The organism is Butyrivibrio sp. YAB3001 (genome assembly GCF_900112195.1).
Classification (GTDB): domain Bacteria; phylum Bacillota; class Clostridia; order Lachnospirales; family Lachnospiraceae; genus Butyrivibrio.
Map to the genome: position 1 here is coordinate 189,110 of NZ_FOKR01000002.1, position 22,258 is coordinate 211,367.

Consider the following 22,258-nt stretch of genomic DNA (forward strand, 5'->3'; position numbering starts at 1 on the left):
TAAAAATACATTACAAATCAAATTCAGCATTTATGGCCTGTAAAATAAAAGCCGTGACACTCGTCAAGCGAAACTTCAACGATTTCACCTATAAGCTCCTCATTTCCTGGAAAATGTACAAGTGAATTGTTGGACATTCTTCCTGTCAAAAGAGAACTGTCATGATCGTTTACTTCTTCAACAAGAACCTTTGCAACACTTCCCGTATACTTTTCTGACTGCTTTCTTGCAGTTTCCTGTACAACTTTAAGAAGTCTGTCAAAATTCTCTTTTACAACATCTTCAGGAACCTGATCTTCAAAAGAGGCAGCAGGTGTTCCTGTTCTTTTGGAATAGATAAATGTAAACGCATTGTCAAACTCTGCTTTTTTTACAACATCTATTGTCTCATCCACATCTTCTCTGCTTTCGCCCGGGAATCCAACAATAATATCTGTTGTTATAGCAACCTCAGGAAGCTTTGTCCTAATCTTATTTACAAGTTCAAGATAAGCATCTTTAGTGTACTTTCTGTTCATACGGCGAAGTATCTCTGTACTTCCTGACTGAAGTGGCAGATGGATATGTCTTGCAATCTTAGGATTTCTCTCAATTACATCCAAAAGCTCATCTGAAAAATCCTTGGGATGAGGTGTCATGAAACGAACTCTCTCAAGTCCTTCAACCTTGCACACTTCTTCAATAAGCTCAGGGAAAGAAATCTTATCAGGGTTGTCATCCTTAAAATCAAGGCCATAAGAATTAACATTCTGTCCAAGGAGCATTACTTCCTTAACACCATCAGCAGCAAGCTTCTCACATTCTCTAATGATATCTTTTGGAGAACGGCTTCTCTCCCTGCCTCTTACATACGGAACGATGCAATATGTACAGAAATTGTTGCAGCCATACATAATGTTGACACCGGATTTAAAAGGATATTTTCTAAGAACAGGAAGATCCTCCACAATCTTATCTGTCTCTTTCCAAATATCTATTATCATTCTGTCAGATTCAAAACATGTGCAAAGAAGTTCTGCAAATTTGTAAATATTATGTGTTCCAAAAATAAGATCAACAAATCTGTAGCTTTTTTGAATTTTCTCAACCGCTGACTGTTCCTGCATCATGCAGCCGCAAATAGCAATCTTCATATGTGGATTTTTCTTTTTATGATTGCTGCATGCGCCAAGTCTTCCAAGAACTCTCTGGTCTGCGTTATCTCTTACTGTGCAGGTATTGTAAATTACAAAATCAGAATTCTCGGATTCAGATTCTTCATATCCAACAAGCTTTAAAATAGCAACAAGTTTCTCAGAATCTCTGGCGTTCATCTGGCAGCCAAATGTAACAACACATGCTGTAGGCTTTCTTCCAAGATTCTTTTCAAGCTCGGACACATATTCTTTTGCCTTATTGATAAATTCAAGCTGCTTAAGGCTTTCTGCATCGGTTACTTCGTTTTTGCTGCCATTTAAAATATTTATTTCTTTAATCATTACAAATCACTTTCTAACTATAAAACTAAATAATTATTTTCCATATTCGCTTACAATTCCAAGAAGGATTTCAACCACCTTCTTCATTTCCTGAACTGAAGCATACTCGTATTTACCATGATAATTGTAGCCACCTGTACAAAGGTTAGGGCATGGAAGTCCCTTATAAGAAAGAGCTGCTCCATCTGTGCCTCCTCTGATAGGTGAATCAATAGGAGTAATCCCAAGATTCTCCATAATCTTTTTGGCATTATCTACAAGATGCATGTGAGGACGTATCTTACTGATCATGTTATAGTACTGATCGTGCATTTCAACAACAACAGTTCCTTCACCATATTTCTTATTAAGGAAATCTGCTGCGTCCATAAATAGCTTCTTTTTCTTCTCGAAAAGGACCTCATCATGGTCTCGTATGATATAAGAAGCGCTTGCTTTCTCTGTTCCGCCTTTCACTTCTGTAAGATGAAAGAAACCTTCTCTTTTCTCGGTATACATTGGATTCATAAATGCAGGCAAAAGAGAATGGAATTCATAGCAGATAAGCGCAGCATTTATCATTTTGTTTTTGGCATCACCCGGATGAACACTTCTTCCATTTACGAAAATATTTCCCTCTGCGGCATTAAAATTTTCATATTCAAGTTCGCCGAGTTTACCACCATCAACTGTATAAGCGTACTTGGCACCGAATTTTTCAAGATCAAAATATGCTGTGCCGGCGCCGATTTCCTCATCAGGAGTAAATGCAATCTTAATATCTCCATGGCGAATGTCAGAATTTTTTAACAAAGTCTCTGCCATTGTCATGATCTCGGCAACTCCAGCCTTGTCATCAGCACCAAGAAGTGTTGTGCCATCTGTTACTATAAGATCTTCTCCTACATGATTTGAAAGCTCAGGGAAATCAACAGGTGATAATGCCACATTCTCTTTTTCATTTAAAATAATATCTTTACCGTCATATTTCTCGACGATTCTTGGCTTAACATCTTTGCCGCTTACTTCATCAGAAGTATCCATATGAGCAACAAAACCAATTGCTGGCAGCTCACTTCCATTTTCTGCATTTGACGGAATTGTAGCATATACATAGCAGTGCTCTTCATCATAAAAGACATCGCTTGCACCAATCTCTTTAAGTTCGTTAAAAAGAATTTTTGCAAGGTCATGCTGCTTCATTGTTGAAGGAGATGTGCCTGTTGTATCATCCGACTGTGTATCAACCTTTACATATCTTAAAAATTTTTCAATAACGTCATTTCTTTCCATTTTTCTTTTTCTTAGCTTCTTTCTTCTTATATTCTGTATCAACAATGCTCTTGTATATGCGAACTGATCTGTCACTTTGAAGTTGGAGTTCTTTGTTATCTCTTTCCTTGGAATCACCATTGTTTATAGGATTAACCTCAGTATCAGAAACTATCTTCCACTTTAATCCATCAGGAAGCTTTGGAAGAGCAAATTCCATTTTTAACCAGTGCATATTGTAGCAAACATATATAAATGTTTTATCAGTATTGTCTTTATCATAAAGACCACAATATAACATGCCCAGCACATGACTATATCCTGAAAGATCAGGTCTCCACGCTTCTTTCCCATGGCAGGAAAGGTCCGGATACCCACAGGAAATGTAATCCATTAGTTTAAATGGCTTTGCATTATGTAAAAATCCATTCTCTGATTTAAGATTAACCAGGAACTTAACATATTCTAATATATCCTGATTTCTGTCAAGAGCTTTCCAGTCTACCCATCCAGTCTCATTGTCCTGACAATAAGGATTATTGTTTCCTGCCTGAGAATTACCGAACTCATCACCGCTGTATATCATGGGAATTCCCTGTGATAGGAACAGCATTGTCAGAACATTCTTAATCTGTTTCTTTCGAAGTTCAAGAATATTATGTCTTCGTGTTCTTCCCTCAATACCGCAGTTCCAGCTTAAATTGTTATCAGTGCCGTCCTTATTGTTCTCGCCGTTTTCTTCGTTATGCTTGTGTTCATAGGAAACAAGATCGGCGAGCCTGAACCCTTCATAATCACAAACATAATTGATAACGCCATAATGTTCATCATTAGCGATCATCACTTTAAAAAAGTCAGACACAGTATTGTCATCGCTTTTTAAGAATCTGCGCGAAGCATTCAAAAAGCTGTTATTATAGATTGCAATCGTTTTGTTCTTTGGAAAATTGCCACCATATATGTATCCGGTGTCAAACCACTCATACCAGATCTTTACATCAGTAAATAGCGGTTCATTCACAATCTGTCTTACAGGAATTCTTTTCCCTTTAAGATGGAATCCGTCAACATGGTACGTGCATCTCCAAAATCTAAGAGCATCTATTATCAGACTCTCATTTTCGTTATCTTCAAAAAAGAACTGTAAAACGACCTCAATATTATTTTCATGTAGTGTTTTTACAAAATTTTTAAACTCATTCTCTGCATCGTAAGGATTTTCGCAATAAGCAGATCTTGGAGCAAAATAATAGCCTTTTTTATAGCCCCAGAAATTCACCTTCTTAGTCACTGAATTCTCATTTACGATACTTCCATCCTTGGAAAAGACAACATTTTCCCTTGGAATCTTATTTCTCTTTAAAGAATTCTCAACCTCATTCATTTCAACAATAGGCATAAGCTCAATTGTTGTAACACCTAAATCCTTAAGATAGGGCAATTTTTCAAGAATTCCGGCAAATGTTCCCCTTTTCGCAGATGGAACACCACTGCTTGAACTCTTCGTAAAACCTCTTACATTAAGTAAATAGATAAAGCTCTTTTCATAAGGGATATTGGGAGATTTCTCATTGCCCCAGTCAAATACCTGAGTATTGTCAAGTCTTTGAGACTTATTATCAAGTTTTGCCCTTATTTCGCTGTCTTCCACATCCTTGCCAAAGCCTTCAAGCCCTATGATCTGTTTGGCATATATATCGCAAAAATAATTACCGTCAGCAAAATAATTATAGGAATCATATTTATCGATATTATCTATTCCTTTAATTCTTGCTGAATAAATAGCGCCGTGTTTTAATTCTTTAGGAAAAGTGATAGTAAGTTTATCTGCATCTCTGCATTTAGTTGCAGGATATAGTGTAATGCCACAATTCTTATTATCAGAAAAAACAGCCCTCACAACAAGACTCTTATCATAATCAATATAGCATCCAAGCGGATATGGCTTTTCATTTAGAACCTGATATTTTACCTGCATTAAATCACTTCCCTTTTCCTAGTGTTTTATCTGCCTTTAGTTAATCTAAGCACACATATCACAATATTTTATCACATATTTTCTTTATATGCACATAAACAATTTTTTATCTGCTAACTGTACCTACTGAACAATTATAAAAAGCCCCAATCCCGGATAATCTCCGTAATTGAGACTTTTTTACATTAACTCTTGATAAAAAATATCATTTAAATAAACAGCTTTTCAGCATCCAGCTTTACTATTGATTCTTTTGATATTTGGAGTTCATTCCACTTTCCCATAATTCTGTCTACCGGAATCTGATAATCTTCAGTAGAAGCCTTCATAAGCAATGTTAGCGCCTTATCACTTCCGTATTTTGTAATAACATCACTTCCTCTAAGACAGGAGGACATAGTTTCAACAAACTCATCAACGCACTCATTTACAGGCTTTTGGCTACTTTCAAAAGTAAAAATAAGAAAATGCACTCCAAACGCATAGTTTCTCTCAAACCTGATAAGAAAGCGGAATACATTTTTAAACATATCTATAGGTATTACATAGGCACCCTTTTGCCCTTCTCTTTCTCCCAGAATCTTCCTGATCTCAAAGCTACTTGCTATTTCTTTTTCAGAAGAGTTCTCAGCCGTCTGCTTATAAATGGAAAAACCATGCTTTCCATTTTGTTTAACTTCATAAAGAGCCAGATCTGCCTTTTTAAAAAGAGTCGCATAATCATTTCCTTCATCAGGACATATGCATGCGCCGATAGAGCAGCCAAGAGGTATATTCATATCTTCAGAAAGACACTCTTTTGCATAGCTTAATATTTTCCTGTTAAGAAATTCGCATCTTTCTTTAAGCATTCTCTCATCTTTTGTATTCTGACAAAATGCTATGAATTCATCACCGCCGATTCTTCCAACGATATCTGTGGATCGCATCACACTCTTTAAAATCTCAGAAAATTTTAGAAGAATCAGATCGCCCTTTTCATGTCCGTAAATATCATTTACCAGCTTAAAGCTGTCAAGATCGATCATCATAAGGATTCCATTGCCGTTTTTGACAAGTTCATCAATCTTGGATGCGCTGGTCGTCTTATTATAAAGCCCGGTCATTGGATCATTTTCAGCCGCTTTCCTAAGTCCCTGAATTTGTCCAAGGTTATCCATGATATTGTCGACACGTCTAAGAAGCACATCTGACTTAAAAGGCTTTCTGATATAGTCTACAGCTCCGGTGGTAAGGCTCTTTTCCTCACTGTCATCTCCAGACACTCCGGTCATAAACATAACCGGAATTACAAAATTATACATTTGACGTAAAGCATCCATCATCTCAAAACCGTCCATCCCCGGCATCATAAGATCGGATAGGATCATATCAGGCTTTGTTTTTTCATATAATTCAATAGCTGCTTTTCCTGAATCAGCAGTTATTACGTCATATTTATCTGACAATATTCTTTGTGTCTGTTTGCAAAATATTGATTCATCATCAACGACAAGAATTCTTCTTTTATCCATCATCCACCTCAGATATCAATGTATGAATTATCAAATGATATTTCAGAAATGCGCACTACGCTGCGCATTTCGTGAGAATATGATACAAGTGCAAATAGGCCCTGCGACGTAGTCGCGCTGGAATGGCCTATTTATCATATATTCCCGAGCTTTATTCGGGAATGAATACATTTTTAAAAAATCTGTATAGTGAAATAATTGATTAATGTTCAGATTTTCTAGTACTATATTACGCCTCAGGAACCTTCTTTTACCCGTATTTATGATAAATTTAGTTTCTTTTTATGATTATTTATATATGAGTGCTTACATTTGCTTTATATGCGCTAAAACTATGATATAATCTACATGTTAAGTTATTTTTTTATATTCAGGAGGCTTATTTGATGGAATTTTCCAAAGTTGCTACAGATATGAACACCAAAATTGAAAATGGCGACCAGACAACCGTTGACATTGAGCTTGATAACAATGAAACTGTTACCTGTGCCATTATCATCGTTCTTACAGTTAATAGTAAAGATTACATTGTACTTCTGCCACTTGATAAGAATGGTCAGAACGAAGATGGAAATGTATGGTTCTATGAATTCATTTATAATGGTGAGGATGCTGACCCGGATCTTGGCTACATCAGTGATGATGATGAATATGAGGCTGTTTCTGAGGCCTTCAACCTCTATCTCGATGATGTTGAATTTGATGAGATTGTAGAACTGCCCGAAGAAGGACTTGATGGCGAAGAAGAATAAGCTTTTTCCCATAAATCCCTTAAAGGTCTAAGGAAACGAGACGGAAGCATTTTATTTTCTTCGCTTCCCGTAATATAAGACATTATGAGCGCCCTTTTTGCCCTTGTCATACCAACATAGAGCATTCGGCGCTCTTCTTCTATTTCGCTCTGTGTTACGCTGCTTCTGCTAGGAATTATACCTTCATTTAAGTTTGGAAGCCATACGGTATCAAATTCAAGACCTTTTGAACCATGCATAGTCATAAGATTCACTTTTGATCTGCTTTTTACTATTTTATTTAAACATGTTTTATTTTGTTCCTGTTCTCTAAGTTCACTTAATTGTTTCAATAATATTTTATTATCAGTCATCTTTAATGAAAGTTCACTAAGTTCATTTAGCGCATCTATCTCACCTGGATAAAGCTTATCAATTCCAATTTCATTTCTGATAAATCTTATGGAAAGCGATGGTCTCATATGTGAGATCATATTTAGTTGTCGAAACAGCTTTTCTATCTCTTTCGTTTTTTGAGTATTTCCATAATAAAAATGTTTCAGATCATTCTCATTAACTGTTCCAGAGCAAAGAGCTTCTCTGCTGATATATCTCTTTGGATTATTCATTATCCTGATAAAATCTTCTCTTTTATGACCGCAGCATGTAAAAGACAAATATGCTTCGCAGAGCTTAACAGCTGGAGAATCATAAAAACTCTTCGCCTGATTATCAAGATTAGTCGGAATTCCAGCCTCTTTTAAAACAGCTGCAAGAGATAATGCTTCAGAATTAGTTCTGAAAATAAAAGCTATATCATCGAGATTGTCTTTTCTATTTTGTAAAAAAGTAATTATTGCCTTTGTCTGATTTGCTTTACTTGTGTATTTTCTAGGTGCAAGTATTCCGACACCATTAGTATCATTTGCAATAAGTTCTTTTTTGAATCTTATCTTATTAACCTCAATAAGACGATTTGCATTTTCCAATATTGTTCTTCCGCATCTGTAATTCACATTAAGATTTATGATTTCTGGTCTTTCATTTACAAAATCTTCAGCAAATCTCTGCATTATCCCCGGATCTGAACCTCTAAAACCATAAATTGACTGATCATCGTCTCCTACAACAAATAGATTATTCGAAGAACATAAAAGACGTATGACCTTATACTGAATCATGTTTATATCCTGATATTCATCAATAAGGATATACTTAAATCGGCTGCTCCAATTTGCCAAAAGTGCCTTATCCTCTTCAAGTAAGCACAAACATCTCTTTACCATATCATCAAAATCAATAAAGCCAAATTCCAAAAGGCATTTGTTATATTCTTCATAGACTTTATCAAACTGCGCACATACAGTTTTTTTCTCAGATTTAGAAGATACATTATCTCCGGTATTCTTTACTCTTGAAATCTCAGACACTATATCTTTAAGAACTTCAAGTGCATCATCACATTCTTCCTTGGTCATTACAGAATTTGCCTTTAACCTGTATATAATATCTTTTAAGAGCTTATATTTTGTTGTTTCATTTATTATCTCAAATTTATTATTGGGATTAGCCTGACGAATTATCTGATAAAAAACAGAATGAAATGTGCCAAAACACACTTCCGGATAAGAATTATCCGTTATTTTCATGAAACGTTGCTGCATCTCGATAGCAGCAGCTTTTGTAAAAGTAATAACAAGAATTGACTGTGGACTTACATCATACTTCTCAATCAAGGATCTAAGCCTTTGAACAATCACAAAGGTCTTGCCGCTTCCCGGACCTGCCAAAACCATAGCAGGTCCATCTTTATGAAGAATAGCCTTCATCTGAGCGGCATTGCCACAAACATCGTTATTACCTGTCTGTGGATTATTTTTCAAGTAACTCAATTCCTTTTTTAATTCTATTTATTGTCTCTTCCTTACCAATAACTTCCATAAGCTCAGTTGCTCCGCATGGAGTCATTTCTTTGCCGGAAACAGCAATTCTTACTGGCCAGAGAACATATCCGTTCTTGTATTCATGTGACTTAATGTAATCAGTTAATACTGCATAAAGTGCATCATTTGTATAGTCATCATGCGCTTCAAGAACAGGAAGCACTTCTTTAAGAACTGCAAGTGAAGTCTCTTCATTAGTCTTCATCTTCTTGTGAGTATAAATAGCTGTGTCATAAGAAGGAAGCTCATTAAAGAAATCAACCATTCCCTCAATATCAGGGAAAATCTCGATTCTTGTCTTAACCATTGCAGCAATCTGGCGCATCTTCTTATCATCTGATCTGATTGCTTCATTGGTAATAGCTTTATCAAGATAAGGTTTAGCCATTTCAAAGAACTTGTCCTCATCCATAGCCTTCATATACTCACCATTCATCCACTTAAGCTTAGTGTAATCAAACACAGCAGGTGATTTATTGATACGTGTATAATCAAACTTCTCAACAAGATCCTTGAGACTCATGATCTCGTTGTTATCATCAGGAGACCATCCAAGAAGAGCTACAAAATTGACAACTGCTTCTGCAAGGAAGCCCTGCTCAATAAGATCCTCGAAGGATGAATGTCCGCTTCTCTTAGAAAGCTTATGATGATCTTCATCTGTGATAAGTGGGCAGTGAATGTACTTAGGCACTTCCCATCCGAAAGCATCATAAAGTCTGTTATATTTAGGTGATGAAGAAATATACTCATTACCACGGACAACATGAGTGATTCCCATCAAATGGTCATCTACTACATTAGCAAAATTGTAGGTTGGATAACCATCAGACTTAATAAGGATCATGTCATCAAGTTCTTTATTCTCAACGGTAACATCTCCGTAAAGTTCATCATGAAAAGTTGTTGTTCCTTCAGTAGGATTGTTCTGTCTGATAACAAATGGCTTTCCTTCTGCAAGATTCTTCTCAACTTCTTCCTTGGAAAGGTGAAGACAATGCTTGTCATAAACACTGATTTCCTTCTTGCCGCCGTTACCATCATCTATTTCCTGCACAAGAGTTGCAAGACGAGCCTCATCACAGAAGCAATAATAAGCTTCACCCTTGTCGATAAGCTCTTTTGCATATTTCATATATATTCCATCTTTTTGTCTTTCGCTCTGAACATAAGGACCAACAGGGCCACCGATGTCCGGACCTTCATCATGTACAAGACCGGTATCCTTAAGTGTCTGATATATAATTTCAGTAGCACCCTCAACAAAACGTTCCTGGTCTGTATCTTCTATTCTAAGAATATAATCTCCGCCTTCATGTTTTGAAATAAGATAAGCATAAAGAGCTGTTCTTAAATTACCAACGTGCATACGTCCTGTAGGGCTTGGTGCATATCTTGTACGAATTTTAACCATAATACTCCATTTCATGTTCATGTAGCAGCATATTTATTGTAACTATCAGGTAATTGACAAAAATACGCGGAACCAGCTCTTTCCACATTTACATAATGCCATAAAACCTAAAATAGTTACAAAATGCCACATGATATATTTAAAAGTACAACAAACAACAACAGAAAATTTTAACACAAAATAAATAAATTTCAACCCACAATTAATAATTTGAATTTTTAATACAAAATAGAATTGCATGAAATATATTTATCTTTTTCCGGTAGAACCAAAGCCGCCTCTGTCCTGACCTTCAAGATGATCACATTCTTCAAAATCAATATGAGGCTGATTTTCCATTATTCTGAACTGGCAGATTCTGTCATTAAAGCCAATATGCGTATCTCTCATGGCAATAACAGGCATGAACCACTGATCATTATCACCGCAGTATGAATGATCTATTATCCCCATGCTGTTAGCCTGTATCACTCCAAAATTCTTAAAAGTTGAGCTTCTTGGAACAACATGAGCCTCATACCCTTCAGGAATTTCCATAGCAACTCCAAGGGGCACAAGATGAAACTCTCCCTGCTTAAGATCAACATCCTCAGCACTTCTAAGATCGATCCAGTCTGATTTGCCATCAATATACTCAAGCTTTTGAAGATTTTCATTAAAATACTTTATCTTTACAATTTTACCCATTTAATAAATCTTTCCTTTTCTTTTTTATTTATTTTAATAGGAAAGTATATTTTTGCCAATTACTTCTTCTGCTAAAAAATCCCTGCAAAAGATATGCATTATCAGCATAAAATCTTTTACAGGGAGTTTTTAAAATAAACTCAGCCTTTATTCTGTTTTTCTACCAGGTGATCTCCGCAATATTTTTCGCGGAGCTTAGGTTTATCGATTTTGCCGGTAGGATTTCTTAAAACAGTGTCAAATATAATCTTACGAGGTCTCTTGTACCTGGGAAGATCAATACAGAAAGCATTGACATCATCTTCTGTAAGTTCCATACCTTCTTTTACCTGAATTATAGCTGCTGCAATCTCACCAAGTCTTGGATCTGGAAGTCCGATAACTGCAGCGTCATGGATCTTATCATTTTTCATAAGGAAGTTTTCTATCTGTACAGGATACAAATTTTCACCACCTGAAATAATAACATCCTTCTTGCGGTCAACAAGGAAAATAAAACCGTCTTCATCCTGGCGAGCCATATCACCTGTAAAAAGCCATCCATCCTTTAAAATCTCGGCTGTAGCTTCAGGATTTTTGTAGTAGCAGACCATAACTCCCGGTCCCTTTACACAGAGTTCGCCAATCTCACCCTTTTCAACTGTCTTTCCTTCTTCGTCAACAATCTTTGTCTTCCAGCCATATCCCGGAATTCCAATTGCACCAACCTTGTGGGGATTTTCCATTCCAAGGTGAACGCATCCTGGGCCTGTTGATTCTGAAAGACCGTAATTGGTATCGTATTTATGCTCAGGAAAATACTCAAACCAATGCCTCACGAGTGACGGTGGAATCGGCTGTGCTCCGATATGCATAAGTCTCCACTGACTTAGCTTATAATCCTCAATCTTAAGTTTTCCTGCATCAAGCGCAGCAAGTATATCCTGTGCCCACGGAACAAGAAGCCATACAATTGTACAATGTTCTTCTGAAACTGCCCTGAAAACTGATTCAGGAGAATTTCCTTTTAAAAGAACTGCCTTACTTCCTGTAAATAATGAGCCAAACCAATGCATTTTAGCGCCTGTATGATACAAAGGCGGTATACATAAGAAACAGTCTTTGTGAGTTGTTTCATGGTGCATTGCTTCCATTTTTGCGCTCTGCATAAGAGCTGTATGAATATGCAAAATAGCCTTAGGAAATCCTGTAGTTCCTGAAGAAAAATAGATTGCAGCATCATCACTGTCTTCAACAAGTACCCTTGGCGCAACAGATGAAGCATTAGATGCCTGTCTGAAATAATCTTCAGCGTAAGATGGGCACTGGTCTCCAACATAGTAAAGAAGCATTTCCTTTTTTAACTTCTGGGCAATATCTTCAATACGTCCGATAAATTCCGGGCCATAAAATAAAACATCCGAATCAGAAGCCTTAAGACAGTAATCTATTTCTTCTGAAGTAAATCTGAAATTTAGCGGAACTGCAACAGCTCCTGATTTTAAGATACCAAAATAAATAGGCAGCCACTCAAGGCAATTCATAAGAAGGATTGCACATTTCTGGCCCTTTTTGATACCTCTTTCCATCAGCATATTTGCTACACGATTTGCCTTCTCATCAAATACAGACCATGTTATCTGACGTCTGTAATAAGATGTTGATGTAGGCTGAATAAGTTCATATTCTTTCCAGGTTACTCTTTGTTCCTCCCTTATTTCAGGATTAATCTCTACAAGAGCAACTTCTTCCCCATACAATTTGCTGTTTCGCTCCAAAAGATCTGTGATTGGCATAAATTACCCCCAAAAATGTTTGTTGTGCTTTAAAGCATTAAAGTAAGTATAATACATTTTATAAAAAAAGGTCAAATAATCAACTTGATTTTACCCGACAATTTTATTATTCTTGTAATATGCACTTTATCACGTTAAATTGCAAAGTTGATAAAGTTAAATTTTTCTTTTGGGAGGTTTTTTAATGACTACAAACGCTAATAAGCAGCTAATGCTGGGCAATAAGGCTGTTGCCCGTGGTCTCTACGAAGCCGGTGTATGCTTTATTTCAAGTTATCCCGGAACACCAAGTACTGAGATCACAGAAGAAGCTGCTAAATATGATGAAATATACTGTGAATGGGCACCTAATGAAAAAGTTGCCATGGAATCAGCTTTTGGAGCATCGCTTGCAGGTCGCAGAGCTTTTTGTGCCCAAAAACATGTAGGCCTTAATGTGGCGGCTGATCCTCTTTATACAATGTCCTATACAGGCGTAAACGCCGGACTTGTAATCGCTGTTGCCGACGATGCAGGCATGCATTCTTCTCAGAACGAGCAGGATTCAAGACATCATGCCATTGCATCAAAAGTTCCAATGATAGAGCCCTCTGATTCAAAAGAAGCCCTTGAATTTACAAAAATTTCTTTTGAATTATCTGAAAAATTCGATACTCCTGTTCTCTTAAAAATGTGTACAAGAGTTGCACATTCTCAGTCAATCGTCGAGACCGGCAATCGTTCTGTACCTGATAAAATATATGAAAAAAACATCGCAAAATACGTTATGATGCCGGGAAATGCCAAAAAGCGCCATCCTATCGTTGAACAGCGTACACTTGACCTAATTAAGTACGCCGAAGATTGTCCTTTTAACAAAGTAGAAATGGGCGATACAAAGATAGGAATCATCACATGTTCAACTTCTTATCAGTATGTTAAGGAAGTATTTGGCGACTCAGTAAGCGTACTTAAGCTTGGCATGACAAATCCTCTTCCTGAAAAGCTCATCAAAGATTTTGCAGATAAAGTAGATGACCTTTATGTAGTTGAAGAGCTTGACCCTATCATCGAAAATCATGTAAAAGCTCTTGGCATCAATGTTAAGGGAAAAGAACTCCTTCCTGTAATTGACGAATTTTCTCAGAATCTGATTGCCAAAGCCTTTAATAAAAATGTTCCTGATTCACTTTCGGTTTCTGACGAAATCCCAAACAGACCTCCGGTTATGTGCGCAGGCTGCCCTCACAGAGGACTCTTTTACACATTAAAGAAAAATAACTGCACCGTACTTGGCGATATTGGCTGCTACACACTCGGTGCTGTTCCACCTCTTGGTGCAATTGAGATGACTCTTTGCATGGGTGCTTCTATCGGAGCACTTCATGGCTTTAATAAAGTTCGTGGTTCAGAATCAGAAAACAAAACAGTTGCCGTTATCGGAGACTCAACATTTATGCATTCAGGAATGACAGGTCTTGCAAACGTAGCTTATAACCAGTCTAATTCCACAATTATAATCGTTGACAACTCAATAACCGGAATGACAGGTCATCAGCAGAACCCTACCACCGGCTATAATATCAAGGGCGACCCTGCAGGCAAGATTGATCTTGAAGCATTGTGCAAAGCAATGGGCTTTGAAAGAGTAAGAGTCGTAGATCCTTATAACCTTGATGAATGTGACAAGGTATTAAAAGAAGAACTTTCAGTAGCTGCACCTTCAGTTATTATTTCACGTCGTCCATGTGCTCTTTTAAAATATGTAAAACATAATGCTCCGCTTGTTGTAAATCATGACAAATGCGTAGGCTGTAAATCCTGTATGAGGATTGGCTGCCCTGCAATCTCAATGAAAGAAGGAAAAGCCTGCATAGATACAACATTATGTGTTGGCTGCAACGTATGTAGTCAGCTATGCAAGGTTGGAGCTTTAAATGCTCCGGATAAGGAGGCTTAAGACACATGGAAACTAAGAATATTATGATTGTTGGCGTTGGAGGACAGGGTTCTCTTTTGGCCAGTAAAACATTGGGACACCTTCTTTTATCACAGGGATATGACGTAAAAGTATCAGAAGTTCATGGTATGTCACAGCGCGGAGGAAGTGTTGTAACTTATGTGCGTTTTGGCGATAAAGTTTACTCTCCTGTCATTGACAAGGGAGAAGCTGATTTTATAGTTTCTTTTGAACTTCTTGAAGCTGCAAGATGGCTTCCATACCTGAAAAAAGATGGTCAGATTGTAACAAACACTCAGCAGATTGATCCTATGCCTGTTATCATCGGCGCATCAGAATATCCTAAGGACCTTGTTTCAAAAATGAAAGAAACCGGTGCAAAAGTTGATGCGCTTGACTGCTTATCTCTTGCTGAAGAAGCAGGTTCTTCCAAGGCTGTAAATATCGTACTTCTTGGAAGACTTTCACATTATTTTGACCTTCCAAAGGAAGCATGGCTTGAATCAATAGAGGCTAATGTTCCTTCCAAATTCCTGGAAATGAACAAAAAAGCTTTTGAACTTGGGGAAAAAATATCTTAAATAAATTGCAGCAGATGAAATGTACTGCATAAATAAACAACTGATAATCAGATGTTAAAAGTTACATATTAACGGGAGGAAAGTATGCCAAACTACTATCAACAGGAAATTGAATGTGCGCCCATAGAAGACCTGAAAAAACTTCAGTCTGAAAAGCTTATAGAGCAGGTAAAGCATGTATGGGAAAACGTTCCTTATTATCGCCAAAAAATGGAAGAAAAAAATGTCACTCCGGATGATATCAAATCAATAGATGACCTTCATAAACTTCCTTTTTTATCAAAAAAAGACTTACGCGATGCCTACCCTACGGGGCTTTTAGGTGTACCTATGAAAGACTGTGTTCGTATCCATTCCACATCAGGAACAACCGGAAAAAGAGTAATCGCCTTTTACACACAGCATGATATTGATCTGTGGGATGACTGTTGCGCCAGAGCAATCTGCGCTGCAGGCGGAACAAATGAAGATATCTGCCAGATTGCATACGGCTTTGGTCTTTTCACCGGTGGCGCAGGATTAAACGGAGGTTCTCATAAAGTTGGATGTCTCACTGTACCAATCAGTTCCGGAAATACCGAACGTCAGATAATGTTCATCAATGACCTGAAGGCAACTATCCTCTGCTGCACTCCAAGTTATGCGGCTTACCTTGCTGAAAGCTTTAAAGAAGCCGGCTACGGACCTGATGATATCCCGTTAAAGGCAGGTATCTTTGGTGCTGAAGCCTGGAGTGAAGAAATGAGAAAAGATATCGAGCAGGCTCTCGGAATCAAAGCTTTTGACATCTATGGTCTCACAGAGCTATCCGGCCCCGGTGTTGCATTTGAATGTTCAGAGCAAAACGGAATGCATATTAATGAAGATCACTTCATAGCAGAAATCATTGACCCAGAGACTGAAGAAGTTTTACCTGAAGGTTCTGTCGGAGAACTTGTATTTACAGCCATTGATAAAGAGGCTTTCCCAATGCTCCGCTATCGTACAAGGGATATCTGTAAACTGAGCAGAGAAAAATGTTCCTGTGGCCGTACTTTTGTCCGTATGGCTAAACCTATGGGACGCTCTGATGATATGCTCATCGTACGCGGTGTAAATGTATTCCCGAGCCAGATTGAAACAGTTCTTTTAAACAATGGTTATGCTGCAAATTACCAGATTGTTGTAGACAGACAGAATAACACAGACAGTCTTGATGTTCAGGTTGAAATGACTCCTGAAATGTTCACCGACAATGTGGGTGAAATTGAAGAACGTCAGAAGAAGCTTGTTGAAGACATGAAGTCCATGCTTGGAATCAAAGTCCACATCTCTCTTCTTGCACCTAAATCAATTGTAAGAAGTGAAGGCAAAGCTGTTCGTGTTATCGATAAAAGAAAAATCTGATTACACTTTTTAAGCTGGAAACAACATAAAAAAAGGAATAATATATTATTATACCGATTAATAATTATCTAAATACAAGGAGCCAACCATGAGCATAAAACAGATTTCAGTCTTTCTCGAAAATAAACCCGGAACCTTAAAAAAGCTCACCAGCGTCATGGCTAAAAATAATATCGATATGCGTGCCACTTCCCTTGCAGAGACCAAGGACTTTGGTATAGCAAGAATTATTGTTGATGATGCTTTAGAAGCTGTTAATACTTTAAAGGAAAATGATTTTGTTGCAAGCCTTACTTCTGTACTTGCAGTTGAAATTCCTGATGAAGCAGGCGGACTTGATAAACTTCTGGAAGTTTTTGCAAATAATGATGTAAACATTGAATATATGTATGCTTTCCCTGGACGTGGAACAAACAATCATGCATATATGATTTTCCGTGTTGCTGATACAAAGGCCGCAGAAGCAAAACTTACAGGCAAGGGACTTAAGATTTTAAGTCAGGAAGATATCGCAAATATCTGATAGAAAATTTGTTTGCGATATTTAACACATTTTTTTCATAATTACTACCATTACCAGTTCGGGACAGTTATTTCTTACCTATATCGCTGATTATGTAAGATTAAGCTGTCCCTTTCATTTGAGTAGAGCACTTAGTGAGGTTTCCCACGAACTTAGTGCGAACCACACAAGTCAACTTGGCGTGGTTTTATCGAGTCTAGTTGAGCTTGTAAAGAAATTTGATTTTTTTATAACAAAAATTAATTTTTTACTTGATATATTTTATTATCATTGATATATTATACATAAATATTGAATATTTATACATTTTATGCATAAAAAGGAGAACATTATGAAAAAGAAAATTTTTGCTTTACTTTTAACAACTATGCTCACTGTATCTTCTCTCGCCGGATGCGGCAGCAGCTCTTCTGATGGAACAAAGGGCGCAAACGGTACTCTCAAAGTTGGTACAAACGCTGCTTTCCCACCGTTTGAATATGTTGGTGACGATGGCAATCCTGATGGTTTCGATATTGCCCTCATCAATGCAATTGGCGAAAAGTTAAACATGGATGTTCAGGTTCAGGATATGGAATTTGAATCTCTTTGCACTTCAATAGGCAATAAGATTGATGTTGCCATTGCCGGAATGACTATCACAGAAGAAAGATTAAATACAGTTGATTTCTCAGATTCCTACTATGAAGCTGTTCAGGCAGTTTTAGTTCCTAAGGGTTCAACAATCGCAACTGCTGATGACCTTAAGAATCTCAAGATTGGTGCTCAGCTCGGAACAACAGGTGAATTCATTGCAAGCGATATTGAAGGCGCTACTGTTTCTGCATACAACAAAGCTGTTGATGCTGTAAACGATCTTAATAACGGAAGACTTGACTGCGTAATTGTAGACAAGAACCCTGCTGAAGTTTTTGGAAGCCAGTTTTCTGATAAGCTTGATGTAATCGATGGTACAGCTTTTGACTTCGAACCTGAATTCTATGCAATCGCTCTTCCTAAAGGAAACACAGATCTTGCAACAAAAATCAATGATGCGTTAAAAGAATTAAAAAATGATGGCACTTACGATAGTCTCGTTAAGAAATACATTGAGGAGTAAGAAGAATAAATGACACTGTATGAACGTTTTGTTGCTGCATTTATAGCAAGCGACCGTTGGAAACTTTATATCTCCGGAGTTGGTATTACACTGGAAATCGCTCTATTTGCCGGAATACTGGGTATGCTGATTGGAAATGTCGTTGCACTCATGAAGCTGTCCCAAACTGAAGATGGCAAGCCTACAATACTAAACTACATCGCAACCTTTTATGTTGATATCATAAGAGGAACCCCCAGTGTTCTTCAGCTCCTTATCATGTGGTTTATCATCATGGCATCCTCTAATAATGGAATCCTGGTTGCATCTCTTTCTTTTGGCATAAATTCAGGTGCATATGTTTCAGAAATTGTCCGCGCAGGTATACTTGCAGTAGACAAAGGCCAGATGGAAGCCGGCCGAAGCCTTGGTCTTTCAAAGGCTGCAACCATGTACCACATTATTCTTCCTCAGGCGATAAAAAATATAATCCCGCCCCTTGGAAATGAATTTATAACCCTTATTAAAGAGACCGCTATTGTTGGATATGTAAGCCTTTCAGACCTTACCCGTGTAGCAAACCAGGTCGCATCAAGAACCTATGATGCTTTTATGCCGCTCATTGGTGCAGCCGTCATTTATTTCATAATAATCAAAATATTAACCATCCTCCTTGGTGTTATAGAAAGGAGACTTCGTAAAGTTGATAACCGTTAAAGATTTATGTAAAGAATTCAAAAATCCCGACAAATCTGTAAACAAGGTTTTAAAGGGAATTAACTACGAAATAAATAAAGGTGAAAAAATTGTTGTCGTTGGTCCTTCAGGCTCAGGAAAAAGTACCTTTTTAAGATGCCTCAATCTATTGGAAAGACCAACTTCAGGCCATATTATATTTGATGGCCTGGATATAACTGACCGCAAAACAGACATTAACAAAGTCAGAGAACGTATGGGAATGGTGTTCCAGAATTTTAATCTGTTTAATAATCTAACAGTAATGGATAACCTGACTCTCGCTCCTGTAAAGCTTAAGATCATGAATGAAACTGAGGCAAAAGAAAAAGCGACTGAGCTTTTAAAAAGGGTTAATCTTCTTGATAAAGCTGATGTATATCCTGCTTCGTTATCCGGTGGTCAGAAACAGAGAATTGCTATTGTGCGCTCACTCTGCATGAATCCGGAAGTTATGCTTTTTGATGAGCCCACTTCTGCTCTTGATCCAGAGATGGTTGGTGAAGTTCTTGATGTTATGAAGCAGCTTGCAGATGATGGAATGACGATGGTTGTAGTCACTCATGAAATGGGTTTTGCAAGGGAGGTTGCGACCAAGGTTCTTTTCATGGATTACGGAAACATTCTTGAAGAGAACACGCCTCAGGAGTTCTTTTCAAATCCTCAAAGCGACAGACTTAAGGAGTTCCTGTCAAAGGTGCTGTAAACAATCAACAATCGCAAACAGCCAAGGCATCGGTTAGAAATGTTTGTGTTTGAGCAGAGTACTTGGCGAGGTCTTCTCGAGCCTAGTACGAGCCATGGGTATCCACTAAACGAGGTCATTTCGAGTGTAGTGGATTATCCCTCGTCTGCGTTGTGATTTACTAAAACTCAAAAACAAAGGAAGGTCTCCTTTCATCGCTGTTCAAAGCAGTCGACCTTCCTTTGTTTTTTCTTTTTGTAAATCATCTCCTCGTCCGAGAACAGCACATTTCCAAACCGATGCCCTGTGCTGTTTAGACTGATGATATGCAACGTACCATCTAGAATTGCAGATTATTGATTAGTTTACTGATAATTTAGATTTAAAAAATTAGTATGTCAGTCCATATCCCTGCTCAAGCCATGGTGTCTGAGTATCAATGCCAGTGTTATCGGCGTACCAGGAACTTGGTAGTTTACCTGTGAATTTGGCATCTCCGCATAGGACTTTTGCTATACCTTGGCCTTCGGAGCCTGGGAGATAACTCATAACAACACTATCCCACTGGTCTATATAGTCTTTGATAAATACATGTCTTCCGGCTATGATGAGGCATACTATTGGCTTTCCAAGTTCTTTTGCTTTTTTGATAGCACTCTTATTATCTGTGAGACCATGTTCTCCGCAGATATCCATATTTACAGCATCACCATACCATTCTGCATAGGCTTCTTCGCCAATGACAAGAAGTACAACATCTGCATTTGATGCTTCATTAGTCTTTGTTGTAATGGTTATGTTATGTTCCGATGCAATCAGCTCAAGTCCTTCCTTTATGGAAGTGACACCCGGAATGTCTTTCATGGGGCTTTCATTCCAGTCTATAGTCCATCCGCCGCATTGAGCTACATCGTTGTCCATTGCTGGTCCCATGAGGAATACTGTAAATCCATCCTTAAAAGGAAGTGTGTTATTATCGTTTTTTATAAGCACCTGACTTTCTTCTACAAGTTTTTCAGCAACTTCTCTATATTCATCTGAACCTGTTTCTGATTTAACAGTTTCCATATTCTGAAGGAAAGGATCTTCGAACAATCCGGCATCTTTTTTCACCTGAAGAATACGACGAACTGCATCGTTTATTCTATCTTCTGAGATTTCTCCGTCTTTAACTGCCTGAACAATGATCTGTCTGGCTTCTTCATAAGTCTCAACTTCCATAAGCATATCTATTCCTGCGTTTACGGAAGTAATTACCTGTTCTTTATAGGTATTAGGCGAAGTATTTTTTACCGAATCCCAGTCGCTTACTATGAAGCCATTAAATCCCATATCATTTTTTAAGATATCGATATACTTTTTATTCTCATGCATTTTCAGGCCATTAAGAGAAGAATGGCTTATCATGATGGTCTTAACACCTGCATCAATCTGTGCCTGATATACCGAAAGAAGCTCTTTTATCTCATCATCAGATAGTTGCGCATCGCCTCTGTCAATCAAGCTATCAATGCCTTCTTCTCCTGTCCCATATTTGACATTGCCGTCTGCTAAAAAATGCTTAGCACAGGCAATAAGACCTGCATCCTGCTGTCCCTTGGTATAAGCTGCTGAAAGACGCTTTATGATATCTAAATCAGAACCATAGCTTTCGTAGGTTCTACCCCAGCGTGGATCCACAGACTGGGCAACGCATGGTGAGAAATTCCAAAGCATATGGCAAAGCTTTGCCTCATCAGCTGTAATCTGACCAACAAGATACATAAGTTCTTCGTCGTTTGCAGCTCCCAAGCCAATATTATGAGGGAAAATAACTGAATTAAGGGCATAATTCACCCCATGGACATCATCCTGCCCATATAGATAAGGAATACCCGCATCAGATTCCACTGCTGCATTCTGAAAATTCTCAACATAGGTCTGCCAGTCCCTGTAGTCAAGTGCTTCTTCCTTAGAAAGAATACTGCCATAATCATAGAGTCCCATGGAATTAGTATCAATATTGTAACAGGCGGGCTGTACCATCTGAGCAGCCTTCTGATCAAGGGTGAGTGCTGATAATATCTCATCGACAGTCTTACCTGCATATTTTGTTTTTCCTTGAAAATTGTCCGAGATCAATGATTCTGTATCTGACAGCTTACTAGTATTATTATCTGCGCCCAAAGCCCCATTACTATTTGTAGCCAGCTTACCACACGCTGTTATTGATATTGTAATAAAAACAATCGTAATTATTCCAAATATTCGTTTTTGCATCACAGGACCATCCTTTGTATAATATAATCAAAATTTCGTGACATGTATGTTGCTTACTTTTAAACTAAAAATCTAAAAATACAAGCAACTTGATAATTTTTTTGCCAATCAATACTATTTTTTTCTACAAGAAAAGCCATTTCCAGGAAACATATATTATATAAAATTATAACGTTATAACGATATGTTATGAAGCAAAAAAATATACAAAAAAACATCTATCTATACAGCTATTTGTTCTAGAATATAGTTACAAACAAATACACATATTCATGCTTCAATAACTATGATAAAGGGGATA

17 protein-coding genes are annotated in these 22,258 nt (G+C 37.5%); 8 read left to right on the plus strand and 9 right to left on the minus strand.

What is annotated here, in order from left to right; translation table 11 throughout:
* Nucleotides 1–23 precede the first annotated feature (23 nt).
* From miaB to BM086_RS00875, 4 genes are all read right to left on the minus strand, one after another.
* The gene (gene miaB, locus BM086_RS00860; RefSeq protein ID WP_092321994.1) at nucleotides 24–1,478 is read right to left on the minus strand and encodes a tRNA (N6-isopentenyl adenosine(37)-C2)-methylthiotransferase MiaB; all 1,455 of its coding nucleotides are present in this window, start codon (nucleotides 1,476–1,478) and stop codon (nucleotides 24–26) included.
* A 33-nt stretch (nucleotides 1,479–1,511) separates the two neighbouring features.
* On the minus strand, nucleotides 1,512–2,750 hold the full coding sequence (gene pepT / locus BM086_RS00865; protein ID WP_092323481.1) for a peptidase T: 1,239 nt from the start codon (nucleotides 2,748–2,750) through the stop codon (nucleotides 1,512–1,514).
* Nucleotides 2,737–4,707 (minus strand): alpha-amylase family glycosyl hydrolase, encoded by a 1,971-nt coding sequence (locus tag BM086_RS00870; RefSeq protein WP_092321997.1) that lies wholly within the window; start codon nucleotides 4,705–4,707, stop codon nucleotides 2,737–2,739. The genes pepT and BM086_RS00870 overlap by 14 nt, the downstream gene beginning before the upstream one ends.
* A 209-nt stretch (nucleotides 4,708–4,916) precedes the next feature.
* Nucleotides 4,917–6,224 (minus strand): GGDEF domain-containing response regulator, encoded by a 1,308-nt coding sequence (locus BM086_RS00875; protein ID WP_092322000.1) that lies wholly within the window; start codon nucleotides 6,222–6,224, stop codon nucleotides 4,917–4,919.
* A 383-nt stretch (nucleotides 6,225–6,607) separates the two neighbouring features.
* Here BM086_RS00875 and BM086_RS00880 point away from each other — a divergent pair, with 383 nt between their 5' ends.
* Nucleotides 6,608–6,973: a DUF1292 domain-containing protein gene (locus BM086_RS00880; protein ID WP_092322004.1), complete on the plus strand. Its 366-nt coding sequence runs from the start codon at nucleotides 6,608–6,610 to the stop codon at nucleotides 6,971–6,973.
* Here BM086_RS00880 and BM086_RS00885 read toward each other — a convergent pair.
* The 4 genes from BM086_RS00885 to BM086_RS00900 all read right to left on the minus strand — a co-directional run bounded on the left by BM086_RS00885 (nucleotide 6,901) and on the right by BM086_RS00900 (nucleotide 12,771).
* Complete coding sequence (locus BM086_RS00885) at nucleotides 6,901–8,835, minus strand: ATP-dependent helicase (protein WP_092322007.1); 1,935 nt, start codon at nucleotides 8,833–8,835, stop codon at nucleotides 6,901–6,903. The genes BM086_RS00880 and BM086_RS00885 overlap by 73 nt on opposite strands.
* Complete coding sequence (gltX, locus tag BM086_RS00890) at nucleotides 8,825–10,309, minus strand: glutamate--tRNA ligase (protein ID WP_092322010.1); 1,485 nt, start codon at nucleotides 10,307–10,309, stop codon at nucleotides 8,825–8,827. The genes BM086_RS00885 and gltX overlap by 11 nt, the downstream gene beginning before the upstream one ends.
* Before the next feature lie 249 nt (nucleotides 10,310–10,558).
* Nucleotides 10,559–10,996, minus strand: a complete 438-nt coding sequence (locus tag BM086_RS00895; protein ID WP_092322013.1) for a dUTP diphosphatase — start codon at nucleotides 10,994–10,996, stop codon at nucleotides 10,559–10,561.
* A 140-nt stretch (nucleotides 10,997–11,136) separates the two neighbouring features.
* On the minus strand, nucleotides 11,137–12,771 hold the full coding sequence (locus tag BM086_RS00900) for a class I adenylate-forming enzyme family protein (protein ID WP_092322016.1): 1,635 nt from the start codon (nucleotides 12,769–12,771) through the stop codon (nucleotides 11,137–11,139).
* Nucleotides 12,772–12,955: 184 nt separating this feature from the next.
* Between BM086_RS00900 and iorA the strand changes: the two genes are divergently transcribed.
* The 7 genes from iorA to BM086_RS00935 all read left to right on the plus strand — a co-directional run bounded on the left by iorA (nucleotide 12,956) and on the right by BM086_RS00935 (nucleotide 19,719).
* Entirely contained in the window at nucleotides 12,956–14,710 is a 1,755-nt protein-coding gene (iorA, locus tag BM086_RS00905) for an indolepyruvate ferredoxin oxidoreductase subunit alpha (protein WP_092322019.1), read from the plus strand.
* A gap of 5 nt (nucleotides 14,711–14,715) precedes the next feature.
* Nucleotides 14,716–15,291 carry an indolepyruvate oxidoreductase subunit beta gene (locus BM086_RS00910; RefSeq protein ID WP_092322022.1) on the plus strand — a complete coding sequence of 192 codons (576 nt, stop codon included), beginning with the start codon at nucleotides 14,716–14,718 and terminating at the stop codon, nucleotides 15,289–15,291.
* Between the two features lie 84 nt (nucleotides 15,292–15,375).
* On the plus strand, nucleotides 15,376–16,677 hold the full coding sequence (locus BM086_RS00915; RefSeq protein WP_092322026.1) for a phenylacetate--CoA ligase family protein: 1,302 nt from the start codon (nucleotides 15,376–15,378) through the stop codon (nucleotides 16,675–16,677).
* Nucleotides 16,678–16,765: 88 nt separating this feature from the next.
* Nucleotides 16,766–17,200 carry an acetolactate synthase gene (locus BM086_RS00920; RefSeq protein WP_092322029.1) on the plus strand — a complete coding sequence of 145 codons (435 nt, stop codon included), beginning with the start codon at nucleotides 16,766–16,768 and terminating at the stop codon, nucleotides 17,198–17,200.
* 331 nt (nucleotides 17,201–17,531) lie between these two features.
* Nucleotides 17,532–18,299, plus strand: coding sequence for a basic amino acid ABC transporter substrate-binding protein (locus tag BM086_RS00925; RefSeq protein ID WP_092322032.1), 768 nt, complete (start codon nucleotides 17,532–17,534; stop codon nucleotides 18,297–18,299).
* A gap of 9 nt (nucleotides 18,300–18,308) precedes the next feature.
* Complete coding sequence (locus BM086_RS00930) at nucleotides 18,309–18,995, plus strand: amino acid ABC transporter permease (protein WP_092322035.1); 687 nt, start codon at nucleotides 18,309–18,311, stop codon at nucleotides 18,993–18,995.
* Nucleotides 18,982–19,719, plus strand: coding sequence for an amino acid ABC transporter ATP-binding protein (locus BM086_RS00935; RefSeq protein ID WP_092322043.1), 738 nt, complete (start codon nucleotides 18,982–18,984; stop codon nucleotides 19,717–19,719). Before BM086_RS00930 ends, BM086_RS00935 begins: the two co-directional genes overlap by 14 nt.
* 369 nt (nucleotides 19,720–20,088) lie before the next feature.
* On the opposite strand, the gene BM086_RS00940 is transcribed toward BM086_RS00935, so the two are convergent.
* Nucleotides 20,089–21,957: a glycoside hydrolase family 3 protein gene (locus BM086_RS00940; RefSeq protein WP_092322045.1), complete on the minus strand. Its 1,869-nt coding sequence runs from the start codon at nucleotides 21,955–21,957 to the stop codon at nucleotides 20,089–20,091.
* Nucleotides 21,958–22,258: the final 301 nt, after the last annotated feature.